At 43.1% G+C, this 13,208-nt stretch carries 10 protein-coding genes; 3 read left to right on the forward strand and 7 right to left on the reverse strand.

Annotated features, from left to right (window positions below; all coding sequences use genetic code 11):
- Window positions 1-90 precede the first annotated feature (90 nt).
- Window positions 91-1,035: a SitI3 family protein gene (locus JUI58_RS16900; protein WP_204104974.1), complete on the forward strand. Its 945-nt coding sequence runs from the start codon at window positions 91-93 to the stop codon at window positions 1,033-1,035.
- 114 nt (window positions 1,036-1,149) lie between these two features.
- Here the strand turns inward: JUI58_RS16900 and JUI58_RS16905 are convergent, their stop codons facing one another.
- A complete protein-coding gene (locus tag JUI58_RS16905) occupies window positions 1,150-2,082 on the reverse strand; it encodes a hypothetical protein (protein ID WP_204104975.1) in 933 nt (310 codons plus the stop codon).
- A gap of 119 nt (window positions 2,083-2,201) precedes the next feature.
- Between JUI58_RS16905 and JUI58_RS16910 the strand changes: the two genes are divergently transcribed.
- Window positions 2,202-3,548: a Mur ligase family protein gene (locus JUI58_RS16910; RefSeq protein WP_204104976.1), complete on the forward strand. Its 1,347-nt coding sequence runs from the start codon at window positions 2,202-2,204 to the stop codon at window positions 3,546-3,548.
- A gap of 183 nt (window positions 3,549-3,731) precedes the next feature.
- On the opposite strand, the gene JUI58_RS16915 is transcribed toward JUI58_RS16910, so the two are convergent.
- A complete protein-coding gene (locus tag JUI58_RS16915) occupies window positions 3,732-6,263 on the reverse strand; it encodes a glycogen/starch/alpha-glucan phosphorylase (RefSeq protein WP_239121538.1) in 2,532 nt (843 codons plus the stop codon).
- 138 nt (window positions 6,264-6,401) lie between these two features.
- Between JUI58_RS16915 and JUI58_RS16920 the strand changes: the two genes are divergently transcribed.
- On the forward strand, window positions 6,402-7,361 hold the full coding sequence (locus tag JUI58_RS16920; RefSeq protein WP_204104977.1) for a DUF1517 domain-containing protein: 960 nt from the start codon (window positions 6,402-6,404) through the stop codon (window positions 7,359-7,361).
- Window positions 7,362-7,441: 80 nt separating this feature from the next.
- On the opposite strand, the gene JUI58_RS16925 is transcribed toward JUI58_RS16920, so the two are convergent.
- From JUI58_RS16925 to JUI58_RS16945, 5 genes are all read right to left on the reverse strand, one after another.
- A complete protein-coding gene (locus tag JUI58_RS16925; RefSeq protein WP_204104978.1) occupies window positions 7,442-9,289 on the reverse strand; it encodes an alpha/beta hydrolase in 1,848 nt (615 codons plus the stop codon).
- A 111-nt stretch (window positions 9,290-9,400) separates the two neighbouring features.
- Window positions 9,401-11,197, reverse strand: coding sequence for a sodium:solute symporter family protein (locus JUI58_RS16930; RefSeq protein ID WP_204104979.1), 1,797 nt, complete (start codon window positions 11,195-11,197; stop codon window positions 9,401-9,403).
- Window positions 11,198-11,282: 85 nt separating this feature from the next.
- Window positions 11,283-11,909: a hypothetical protein gene (locus tag JUI58_RS16935; protein ID WP_204104980.1), complete on the reverse strand. Its 627-nt coding sequence runs from the start codon at window positions 11,907-11,909 to the stop codon at window positions 11,283-11,285.
- Window positions 11,910-11,932: 23 nt separating this feature from the next.
- The gene (gene rph / locus JUI58_RS16940; RefSeq protein ID WP_204104981.1) at window positions 11,933-12,655 is read right to left on the reverse strand and encodes a ribonuclease PH; all 723 of its coding nucleotides are present in this window, start codon (window positions 12,653-12,655) and stop codon (window positions 11,933-11,935) included.
- Window positions 12,656-12,716: 61 nt separating this feature from the next.
- On the reverse strand, window positions 12,717-13,127 hold the full coding sequence (locus JUI58_RS16945) for a nucleoside monophosphate kinase (protein ID WP_348539912.1): 411 nt from the start codon (window positions 13,125-13,127) through the stop codon (window positions 12,717-12,719).
- Between the last annotated feature and the right edge of the window lie 81 nt (window positions 13,128-13,208).

Genomic DNA, 13,208 nt, shown 5'->3' on the forward strand with positions numbered 1-13,208 from the left:
CAAAAGCACCCTAATTAAACAACTCCAAGGCGGTAGCGAAACTAATATAAAGCCGTCCTATAAGGACGGGGTTTCTACCCAATTTTTCTGATGAATATGGGCGATCGCACTCTTCCTTCTCAAAATTTAGGCGGTATACCAAGAGGAATTCCAAGTCAAATTGGAGATAATGAGGATGAGGAGACTCGGCGATCGCTCAGGCGAGAAAACGAATCGGCAATAACTCTGGCCAAGGCAGGCTATAATATGGAATGGAGGTTTAACAAGAAAATGTCTCTTTCCTATCAATTAAAAATTTCTACAGCAATTGAACCCTCACAAGTTTTAGAAATCATCTCAAATAAGATAGATTTTGAATGGGTGGAAAAAGAGTTAGAAAATCCAACAATAGTTACTTCTGGAATGATTCTAGGTGTCAACAGAGTTTCAGAAGGAACTAAAAATATCATAGCTGATGCTTTTGGATTTATTCCTCAGATTGATATTTGGTTTCGTTTAAATACCAATGATCCAGAATACAATCAAGCAAGAAAAACTTTGCTTCTATTTATTTTAAATATCCTAGAAAATTTGCAAGGAGATGCAGTATTTTTATTCAACTATGAAATTACTTTTCTAGCAAAAATAGAAAATGTTATGATGTTTGACCGCAAAATGAAAAATTGGTTCGCGGGAATGGAGTATGAAATCGATCCTCAGTGGAAATGGCTGGCATTATATTCTCCTTTGTTAGATAATAATGAACCCACTGTAAGGGTTTCATCTGCCAATCGTAATCTTTTACGAAAAGTAGCAAAATCTCAAAATAAAAATATGCGTCAAGTCGCAAGTAAAGCGATAGAAATTTACTTGCAAAAATCCGATCTTGTTATAGAATTAGAACAAGATATATTACAGCCTGCAATCAGAATTGAACGCGGTATTCATACTCGCTTAAAAGCAAGAGCAAGCCACTTTGGGCAAGCAATGAATCAATTAGCTAATGCTTACTTAGAAAGATACTTACAACAACAAGAAAGTCTTATTCAAGTTTAAATCTACGATCTGAGAATAAAACAGGAGTATTTTGTAATGCAAGTGAAACTGTTTCTAACATAGGAATTTAACGGGTAGGGGTTTGGTCTCCAAACCCTTATTCTTGTTCATTTTTCAATCAAAAGTCCTCCAACGAATTGTTGCGATCGCCAAACAAATTAACCCAAAGATAATCCCAACACCAGACAGAAAAATAATTTGATTCATTATTGAAGCATGAGCAATAATTGCGACCTTTAAAAGTAAAGTTCCAGTGATAGGCTCTTCTCGAACTATGGCACTATTGAGTTGAGTTTGAATAGCACTCAGAGAAGTTGCTCTCGAGCCAAGGGCGATGAGTCCTACTAATATTGTACTAGGAAGCCAGGTAAAACCGAGAATGAATAAACCATTACGCCAACGACGAGGTGCGATCGCCAGAATAGAGATAGAAATAAGGAGAATAAATCCATAAGCAAAACGAGGAATTAATGTAGCAATAGTAAAGAATTTTCGGATGTCTGCAAGGTTTTCGTCATCAAGTTTGATGTCTTTTTCTGTAAGAGTGAGTTTGTCAGAGATGCCGCTATTGGGCAATTGAGAGAGATTAAATCGAGAGGGATTAATAGGAGATGGCGCACAACTTTCAGGAGGAGTACCAGGGGGACAAATCGGAGGATTTGGGTTGAGACTTTGCGTAATATCAGTTAAATTAATCGTAAATTCAACCCGATCTTTGTGGCCGTAAAAATAATCAAAATGCGCGTCAATTATTGTCTCGAAAGTATTCTCTACAAAATCATCGGGAAGCGATCGCACGATCGCCCCAAACAATCGGCGATCGCCAGAAAAAGGAAAATTGCCAATTTGAGGCACCATTTCTTGTAATTTTTCTTGAAAAGCAGAAGCAAGCACATCATCGTAAGCATTACTCTCATTAAACCAAGCCTTAACCGTTTGAACATTGGTAATCTGTTGTACGATCGCCGTAGTGGGTAAAAAGACAATTAAGGCGATCGCGAGAATTAAGGCCAGAAAAATAGAGCAAAACCAACGCAGTGCTTTCATGGAGCTAAGTTTGTCTGAATGTACCCGTACTTGTCTATAATAATGCTTGTTTTGATAAACTCCCCTATCGATCGCAAAATATATTGCTAATTGATAACGAATAACTAATAATTGAACAAATGAACCTATTCGATCGCATCCGCTTGGGACTTGCTGTAGGGGTTGCAAAAACCGTTACCGCCATTGTTAAAAGTTTAAAATTAGGGGCGGCCAGCGTGCTTCCTGGAGAGATTTCTCGGCGCATTCACCCCCATTTACTCCCTTTACTTTTTGAGCAGGTTAAAGAAGGCGTTATCCTCATTGTAGGCACGAATGGTAAAACAACGACCTCTCTTTTATTGCGAACAATCTTAGAAGATTGTGGCAAAAAAGTGACCCATAATGCGACGGGTGCAAACTTAATTAATGGCTTAATTACTGCACTTTTAGCCGATACCAATATCATCGGACAACTTAACATCGATTACGCAATTTTGGAAGTTGATGAAAACGTTTTACCCTTAGTTTTGCGAGATTGTCGTCCTCGCTATATTTTAGGCTTAAACTTATTTCGCGACCAATTAGATCGCTACGGTGAAGTTGATACCATTAGTTTGCGCTGGCAACAGGCGATCGCGCCACTTCCTAATAATACCACAATCCTGCTCAACGCCGACGATCCAACCCTCTCCTATTTAGGGCAAAATCTAACCCAAAAAGTTCTCTTTTTCGGATTAAATGAACCCGATCGCTACCTCGACGAAATCCCCCACGCTGTCGATTCAATTTACTGTCCCAGTTGCGGACATCTTTTAGACTATCAAGGGGTTTATCTCTCCCATTTAGGCGATTATGCTTGTCCTAAGTGCGACTTCAAAAAGAGTGAAACAGCTTTAAATAGTCAAGAATGGGGACAAATTTTAATCGGTGTTTATAATAAATATAATACCCTAGCAGCAGGACTATTAGCGCGAGAAATAGGTATCTCGCAAGAGAATATTAATGCCACAATTAAAGATTTTCGTGCCGCTTTTGGCAGAGCAGAAGAACTAACCGTAAAAGGCAAGCACGTCCGCATTTTACTCTCTAAAAATCCTGTCGGAATGAACGAAACAATTCGCGCTGTTAATGACATTAAAATACAAGGCAAATCTTCAACAACTTTGATTGTTTTAAACGATCGCATTCCCGATGGAACCGATGTTTCTTGGATTTGGGATGTAGATACAGAAAAATTGGTGAGTTTGGGAGGAACAATTGTCGTCAGTGGCGATCGCGTTTACGATATGGCATTACGACTCAAATATAGTCAAGAAACATTAGAAATGAACCCTAACTCATTCAATTTAATTGTCAAAGAAAATTTACAAGAAGCGATTAAAATAGCATTAGAAAAAAGTCCCAAGGAGGAAACCTTGCATATTATTCCCACTTATTCAGCAATGTTAGAAGTTCGGAAAACTCTGACAGGTAGAGAAATTTTATAAGATTATCTGTCTAACACCAAATTCGCTTTGCTGAGTAGGTTTTCTCTCATCAATGAGGGCCTGCTGCTTTTTGTTCAGATCGAGTTTAAATTCAATGACTTTGATTGGCACAACAGACAAAATCAAATAACGCTTGTTTTATTCTGTCATAAAAACAAATTTTATCGAAATTAAATATTAATATCAAACTAATTGACATTTGCCATCGGGACATAAATCCTTTAGCTCAACCGGAACTGGTTTTACATCCCAAATATCCTCACAATACTCTCGGATGGAGCGATCGCTAGAAAATTTCCCCATTCGCGCAACATTTAAAATCGCCATTCGCGTCCAATTTTCTTGATCGCGATATGCCAGACTAACGCGATCTTGACATTCAATATAAGACTGATAATCAGCAAATAGCAAATAGGGATCGCCATACAATAAAGAATCCAGCAAAGGTTTAAATAAATTGCCATCCCCATGAGAAAAGAAACCCGATTGAATCAAGGCGATCGCTTCTCGCAGAGATTCATTGCCGTTATAATAATCCCAAGGATTATAACCTTTTGCTTTTAAAGCATAAACTTGTTCCGTTGTCAAGCCAAAAAGGAAGAAATTTTCCGCCCCCACTTCCTCGCGAATCTCTATATTTGCACCATCTAAAGTACCAATCGTTAATGCACCATTGAGAGAAAATTTCATATTTCCCGTCCCCGATGCTTCCTTCCCTGCTGTAGAAATTTGCTCCGATAAATCTGCTGCTGGGTATACACGCTGGCTATTAGTGACGTTATAATCGGGAAGGAAAACAACCTTAAGGCGATCGCGCACATCCGGGTCATTATTCACCACTTCCCCCACAGAATTAATCAGCTTAATCACTAACTTCGCGAGAAAGTAACCCGGTGCCGCTTTCCCACCAAAAATAAACGTGCGGGGAACAATATCGGAATTGGGATCTTGCTTGAGACGATTGTAAAGGGTGATAATATGTAACACATTCAGATGTTGGCGCTTGTACTCGTGAATGCGTTTGGCCTGAATATCAAACAGGGAATCAGGATTGATTTTAATCTTTTGAGTTTTGTCAATATATGCCGCCAAATCTTGTTTGATCTCGTGTTTAATTTGTCGCCACTGCTGACAGAATGTTTCCTCTTCTGCAAAGGCTTCCAGTTTTTTGAGATCCTCCAGATCCACGATCCAATTGTCGCCAATTTTCTCATTAATCAGTTTAGTTAATCGAGGATTAATTAATACCATCCAACGACGAGGAGTGACACCATTGGTTTTATTGGTAAATTTCTCCGGCCATAACTCGTAAAAATCACGCAAGACATATTTTTTCAGCAGTTCCGTATGTAACGCTGCAACCCCATTAATAGCATGACTGCCCACACAAGCTAAGTTTGCCATGCGAACGGATTTTTCTCCTCCTTCATCAATCAATGATAAGCGTTCTAATTTACCATTATCTCCTGGGTATTTAATTCGCACACGATCCAAAAAACGTCGATTAATTTCATAAATAATCTCTAAATGTCGGGGTAATAAGCGCCCAAAAAGATCCACCGACCAAGTTTCCAATGCTTCCGGTAATAGGGTATGATTAGTATAAGCAAAAGTATTTTGTGTAATTTCCCAAGCACGATCCCACTGGAGATGATGTTCGTCTACCAATAAGCGCATCAATTCGATAACCCCAATAGAAGGGTGAGTGTCATTGAGTTGGACGGCAAATTTTTCGTGAAAATAATCCAAATGCTTCTCGACTAATAAGTGAATGCGAATCATATCTTGCAGAGAACAAGAAACAAAGAAATATTGTTGCGTCAGACGCAATTCTTTGCCCTGAATTTGCTCATCATTGGGATAGAGAACTTTGGTGATATTTTCCGAGACGATTTTTTTATCCACTGCACCGTAATAGTCTCCCACGTTAAAGACTTGGAAATCAAAAGATTCTGGTGCCTCTGCTTTCCAAAGTCGCAAGGTATTTGCGGTACTGACACGATATCCCAAGATCGGCGTATCATAGGGAACACCCTTAATCACTTCATAAGGAGCCCAACGCACCCGATAATTGCCTTGATCGTCGATATAGGATTCCGTATGACCCCCAAGTTTAACCGAAACGGCTTCTTCCGGACGGGCAATTTCCCAAGGATTTCCGTAACGCAACCATTTATCGGTAATTTCCACCTGCCAACCATCGTGAATTTCTTGGTCAAAGATGCCAAATTCGTAGCGAATACCGTAACCGATCGCCGGAATTTCCAAAGTAGAGAGAGAGTCCATGTAACAAGCAGCCAAACGTCCCAAACCCCCATTTCCCAAGCCAGGTTCCTCTTCTTGTACGATTAATTCTTGCAGATCCAGACCCGACTCGGCGATCGCTTGTTTTACCCGTGCATAAAGCCCCAGATTAATTAAATTATTGGCTAAATGAGGACCGACGAGAAACTCTGCTGAGAGATAGCAAACGATCTTGACTTCTTCTCTAATGTAGGTTTGAACCGTATTTAGCCAACGCTGAAGCAGGCGATCGCGCACAGTATAAGCTAAGGCCATATAATAATCATTTTTCGTCGCCGTCCCCAGAAACTTGCCCTGTAGGTAGAACAGGTTATCAGCAACGGCACGTCTGAGGGTTTCGATACTCAACCCCGTGCGATCATCTTCAACGATAATTTGTGGTTGTAGGGGAATCTCAAGAGGTTGGTTCATGAGTCTAAGAAGATGCTTGGTTGATGCGTTCTTTGAGTTTAATCGATCTGAACCAGTTTCAGATAGCATTCTGTACGCGATCGCGCAAAGTCAAGGATTTTGCTAAATTAGAACTGTCCGCAAAAATACCAAGCTATCATGTTGCCAAAAATTTTTACAAGCCTGAAACCATTCTTAAAAACCCTCTTTGTCGGCGTTTTAATTTTGATGTTAACCTTCGCTCATAGCGATGAAGCCCTTGCCCGTCGCAGTGGTGGGCGTATTGGTGGCGGTTCGTTTCGCACTCCCTCCCGTTCTTATTCTGCCCCCAGTCGCAGCTATACCCCAAGGGGAGGAGGCTATCGTTCTCCTGGTTGGGGTTTTGGCTTTCCCTTTCTCATCCCCTTCTTTGGCTTTGGAGGCGGTGGCAGTTTATTTACCCTACTCATTTTTATTGCCATCGGTAGCTTTCTCGTCAACACTCTTCGCAATAGCGGCATGAGTTTGGGGGGGAATAATGAAGGAATTTCTAACAATACCAAGGTTTCCGTCGGTAAAGTACAAGTTGGCTTACTCGCAGAAGCCCGTAGTCTTAAAGCAGACCTCGATCGCCTCGGACGGAGTGCAGACACGGGAACGAGTGCCGGACGTGCTAAAGTCTTACAAGAAGTTAGTTTGGCCTTATTGCGCCATCCCGAATACTGGGTTTATGCCTCGACAGTTTCCCAAACCGCCCCACCGGAAACCGCAGAAGCCAAATTCAATCAATTAGCGCTCTCAGAACGGAGTAAATTTACAGCAGAAACCCTCTCTAATGTCGATCGCCAAGTAGAAAACAACAACATCGCCTTACCTTCTGTTGCTCAGGATCTTGCCCAACAAATTCGCGCTGAAACCGGGGAATATATTATTGTCACTCTCTTGGTTGGGGTAGAAGGAAAACTCGAGTTAGCCAAGATTAATAATACCGAAGACTTAACTCAATCTTTGCGTGCTATTGGTGGCATTGGTAGCGATCGCCTCCTCGCCCTCGAAATTCTCTGGACTCCCCAAGCCGAAGGCGACACCCTCAGCACCGACGACATTCTCGCCGAATACCCGGATCTCAAGTTAGTCTAACCACTAACCACTAACCACTAACCACTAACCACTAAACACCAACCACTAACCACCAACCACTAACCACTAACCACTAACCACTACGCTTCATTACTCAAGACCTTAGTAAAAATCAGCTTGAGTTGTGCCGTGCAGTATTGAGGAGGACGGAGAACTTGTTTTATTTTGGTAAATCCGTCCTCAAAAAAACGGAAAGCCGATTGCTCTTCCGTTATCTCTTTATAGACTAAAGGCTGATTGGTTTTGTCTACAATCTCCATCCAGAGATTGAGGGTTGTCGGTAACTTGTGACTCAAACGCATTGCCAATTCTGGGGTTGAAAGGGATTGAACATAAGCAGAAGAGAGAAAGGGACGATAAATAACCGCATCATCGGTTAATTGATTGACCCAAGCCAAACTTAAGCCCCGCACTAACTTTCGTATCGGTTCCGCATCTTCCCCCATTAACTCCGGTATGACACTACTGTGGGAGACAATATTATCAACATTGCCAATATCAGTGACACTCATGTGAGTTGCGCCGATGGCCGTGACAAAATATTTTTCCCCTGCTAATTGATTAAAAGGGCGCAATTGATGATCTAAAGATGGCGCAACGGCATCCTTGCTACTGCTCCAAATCAGGGTAGGGATTTGTACTCGTGCTAATCCTTCCTCACCAAAGAGCTTGCCAATCACGGGATTAAAGGCGATCGCCTGCTTAACGCGCTCATCTCGTAATTCGAGCTTACTATGGGGTAACTCTGCCGCCGAACATTGCAGCCAATCTGCGGGAGAGCGACCTAGTGGGGTGCGTCGTTGGCAAAAAGAGCGCAATTCTCGTAAATCTAATTCCCCCCCCGCTAAAGCCAAAGCGGTATATCCTCCCAGAGAATGACCGATAACCGTCACTTGTTGCGTTTTGAACCGTTCTCGCAAATGACCCCAATATTGACCCAAGCGCTCTAATTCATCTAAAACAAAACTGACATCCTTGGGGCGATCGAGAAACTCTTCGGCGGGTAAAACATCCGTGGGGTTAAAATCAAGGGTTAGTCCTGCAAGGGTTTCAATGCTGCTACCGGGATGTTCGAGGGAAACGACACTAAACCCATGAGAGGCTAAATGATGCGCCAAATAAGCCAAAAAACGGCGATCGGCGGCGAAACCGTGGGAGAGAACCACGAGAGGACCGCGAGTCTTGTTTGTATAGTATAAATCTACGGGAATGTTACGTTTGCGATCGCGATCGTTGAGAATCAAAGAACGTTGGCGAACCTTTTGCGTACCCGGTTGACTCGGATCGAATTGGGGAACAAAGGCGGCTACTTCCTCGGGGGCGATCGCCAGTTCCCGTTGTAAAACAGGGCTTAAGGCTTGACTTTGCAAATTAGAAGCATTAAGTTGCAAGGCAATTTTCACGGCTACACTGGCATCAAGAGTTAAGGTTTCTTGGGGATAGGCGCGTAAAAATCCCGTCACGCTGACTCCATCGGCTTGCTCTAGGGTTAAGTATAAAGCGGCTCTCAATTCGGCGACACTGCTTCCTGGAATTGCCTTTTGCAGTTCTTCCATTAACCATTTCCCGTCTGGAGAGTTGAGAAGTTCGTTCAAAAAGGAATCGACAATTTCGGGTTCGACATTCAACCGACCGGCTAAAATATTCCGCAGTTGGGGGGTGAGAAGGGAAGAAAATAATTGCAAAGATTCGGGAATTTCCCCCGTATTAACAAACCCTTCGATCTCCTCCACTGTAACGGTTTTTTCTAGGGGTCCAAACCGAAGAAGCAAGCGTTCGGAAGCCATTCCAGGCACAGCAGACAAGCCCCAAATCGCGATCGCGCAACCCAGAGAACGAAATATCTGACGAAACTGAAAAGGGAGGAATTGAGCATCAGTAAGGTTAGCTCGAGGAGACTGAGAGTCAGGAACGATTTTTCTCATCATTCTTATATTGAATATCTGTTGCGATCGCACCAGGAAAATATTGGAGCATTAATCCTACTGATACCGATACTAACGCTAAAGTTTCCCAATCGATCGATGGAAATGCACCAATTACATCAACATATCATCATCATCCAAACCTGGACGAGGGGTCGGTAAAATCTGCCGACGACTCAACCAGCGCAACCAGAAGCCACCCAATACCGCTATTGTCAGAGAAACCCAACCGGTTAACGGTTGTAACAATAAGAAGCCCCCACTCGCAAACATTGTCCCAAATAACAACAATAAGGCCGCCAGTACCTTTAACGAATCTAGGCGTAAATCCTGTAAAGGTTTTATTCCGGTTCTTTGGTATTGTCGCTGCCAGCCGATCGCGCTAGGTCGAATTTTTGTATAGAATGCGTCTAAAGTCTCATCAGATTCTGGGGGAGTCAGGTACATTACCGTAATCCAAACCACCGCCGTGATTGCAGAAATGACCGTCAAACGCAGACCAAAATCTGGCAAAGCATCTTGCAGGGTAGGAACCACACTGGTTAAAAACCCAATCATAAAACCGCATAACATCGCTGCTAATTCTGCGGCTGCATTGATGCGCCACCAAAACCAACGTAACATTAACACCAATCCCGGACCCGTTCCAACTGCAATCACTAAGCGAAAGACTGTGCGAATATCTGTGGCATAAAACGCCGCAACGCCCCCTAAAACTGTCACGACAATAGAGGCTATTCGCCCCGCCCAAACTAACTCAGGTTGCGTTGCTTCGGGGCGGAAAAAGCGCAAATAAAGGTCATTGGTTAGATAAGATGCACCCCAATTAATTGAAGTGGAAACCGTACTCATAAAAGCCGCTACGAGGGAAGCTACCGTGATGCCTAAAAGTCCCGTTGGTAAAAAATCTAACATTAATTTGGGATAGCCTAATTCGCGATCGCCTAAATCGGGATAAAGGGCGATCGCCACTAAAGCAACAATAATCCAAGGCCAAGTACGAACAATATAATGGAGAATATTGAACAACCAGGCAGATTTTTCCGCTTCGGCTTCATCTTTCGCAGCAGCAAGACGTTGCACGAATTCTCCTCCCCCATCGCTGCGACGAAAGGACCACCACTGCACAAAAACATAAGCAGCAAAAGTTGTGCTAGTAATACCTGCGACATCGCTCCATTGAAAATTACCAGTAATGGGAATAAAACTTAAAACATCGATATCTGTAGCACTTTGGACGGCGGGGATCAGTTCGTGAATTCCTCCCACAGAATTAACCGCAAAAATAGCGACAATTACTGCACCGAATAAAGCCAGGAAAAATTGGAAAAAGTCCGTTGCTACTACTCCCCATAAACCTGAAAAACCGGAATAAATTAAGACAAAAATGCTTACTCCTATCACACTAAAGAGTTTAACATTCTCTCCAGGTTCTATACCTAAACTTTGCCAGAGTTGCAATGCGTCTACAACTTTAACCATTGCTAACATGGCGTAACCGATGCCAATACAATTAATCGGTAGAGCAAAAAGAAAGGCTTTAGTAGCTCTAAGAATAGCAGCCATATTGCCGCCATAGCGCATTTCCGTCAATTGGGCATCGGTAACGATTTCCGATCGCCGCCACAGTCGTGCAAAAATATAAATTAAAATAACGTGGGAAACAGCAAAACTCCACCATTCCCAATTCCCGGCAATGCCTCGACTGCCCACGACTCCCGCAATATAGAGAGGAGTATCGATAGAAAAGGTCGTCGCAGCCATACTTGTCCCCGCTAACCACCAAGGCAGCGATCGCCCAGACACGAAAAAATCGACCAAACTTTTTGACCCTCTCCCCGTCAGAAATAAACCCAATCCCATTGCTAAGGCAAGATAGAGTAAGACGATTAACCAATCGAGTAATTGCATGGACTGCCAACATAAAGATGAACTGGAGTTATCTTGCCATATTTAGGGGAATTGTCGAACAGAGAAAAATAATCTTTTCAATTCTTTATCCTCCCCAATACATCGTGCGTCGCTTGGGGGTTTTGCTGACAATAAAATGACAGAGAAGGGCGTGAAGACTGCCCACGCGAACGCCTACAGTAGGTTCTGCAACTTCAATAACCAAGCGTACCATAAAGCGTTTCTCTTCTTTGGCTGCCCCCAGCAAACTGCTTTTAGAAAATAAAGGAGAGGCGACAATCAATTCTTCGCTTTCTGTGGATTTCATTGCACTTTCTATCGTTAGTTCAGCTTCTAAACCTTGGGAGGGAGCCAATAAACTATAAGTTTGTCCTTGGGAGAGATCGGAAATACCGGGAACGAGGCGAACAATACGCTGAGAAATACCTTTAAAATCCGTAAGGTTGCACCGTTCCCAATTCACATAAATTGTTCGCACATCGGTTTGGTTGCGGACGGTTATTGAAAGGGTTTTTAATTGTTCGGATTTGTAACAGTCTTTAAATTTAAAACTAATGGCGATCGCCTCTTGTAAATTTTGGCGATCGAGTTGTTCGCTTAAAGCTGCACTATCAAAGTCAACGCTAACAAACTCATCCAAATCTAGCCACATCTGATAGAAGACGAGGGCAACAATAATCCAATAAACTACAAAAATCAGCAATCCAAACATTAGCAACTGTTTTCTATTCCTTCTTATACTGATTTAAGGGTTTCTTGTTGGGCAATGAGTAAGTCTTTAATGCCTTCTTGGGCGAGATCTAGCAGACAATTGAGGCGATCGCGATCGAAACTGCCCGATTCTGCGGTGCCTTGAACTTCGATAATACCTAAATCTCCCGTCATCACAACATTAAAATCAACATCCGCAGCGACATCCTCAAGATAATTCAAATCTAAAAAGGCTTCTCCTGCAATTAATCCCACGGAAATTGCCGCAATGGGATGACAAATGGGCGATCGTTCTAATTCTCCCTTTTCCAGGAGGGTTTGCAGTGCCAAGGCTAAAGCAACATAGCCCCCTGTAATTGCAATCGTGCGCGTTCCTGCATCGGCTTGGAGAACATCTGCATCAATCATAATTGTTCGTTCTCCCAACAATTCTAAATCTAATGCTGCCCGGAGACTGCGGCCAATCAGCCGTTGAATTTCTTGGGTGCGTCCAGACAGTTTCAGTAGTTCTCGGGGTTGACGTTGGGGGGTTGCACCCGGAAGCATTCGATATTCGGCAGTTAGCCAACCGCGATCGCTACCCGCAAGAAATTTAGGGACTCCGGGGATAATGCTGGCGCTACAGAGTACCTTTGTCTGTCCGCAATGCGCTAAAACTGACCCGGCAGCAAAACTGGTAAAATTGCGTTCAAATCGAATAGGGCGCAGTTGATTCGGGGCGCGATCGTCGGGACGTTGCCAAGGCATAATTATTCTCAGGATAAATTCTTGTCCAATTCAGCATATATGCCCCAGGGAAATTTAGCCGTCAAGATTCAAGTTTTCGCAAGATTTCCGCTTCTACAGTAGCCTGGGCTTTTTCGGCATTAATCACGATGAGCTTGCCGCGACGGGCGTAGTATTCCAAAATAGGAGTGGTTCGTTCTGTAAAACCTTGAATGCGTCGCTGTACAATTGCGGGAGTATCATCGGGGCGACCTCGGGACAGAGAACGTTCGATCTCGATCGCCTCCTCGAGTTTAAGATAAATTGCCCCATACAAATCTTGCTTGAAGTCTTCGAGGAGAAATTCTAATTCTTCCGCTTGAAAGGGAGTGCGAGGATAACCTTCTAACAACCATCCTTTACGGGTATCATCTTGTAATAAACGCAAGCGGATCAATTGAATCATCATCTCATCGGGAACGAGTTCGCCGCTTTCTACTTGACATACTCTCACCGCTAAACGCTTGAGCGTTCTGCGGTCAGACCCCGCGTCGCCGAAAGGCGCAAGGGAATGCTGACCAAGAAGAGCGGGAGA

It is taken from the genome of Spirulina sp. CCY15215, assembly GCF_016888125.1.
Taxonomy (GTDB): domain Bacteria; phylum Cyanobacteriota; class Cyanobacteriia; order Cyanobacteriales; family Spirulinaceae; genus CCY15215.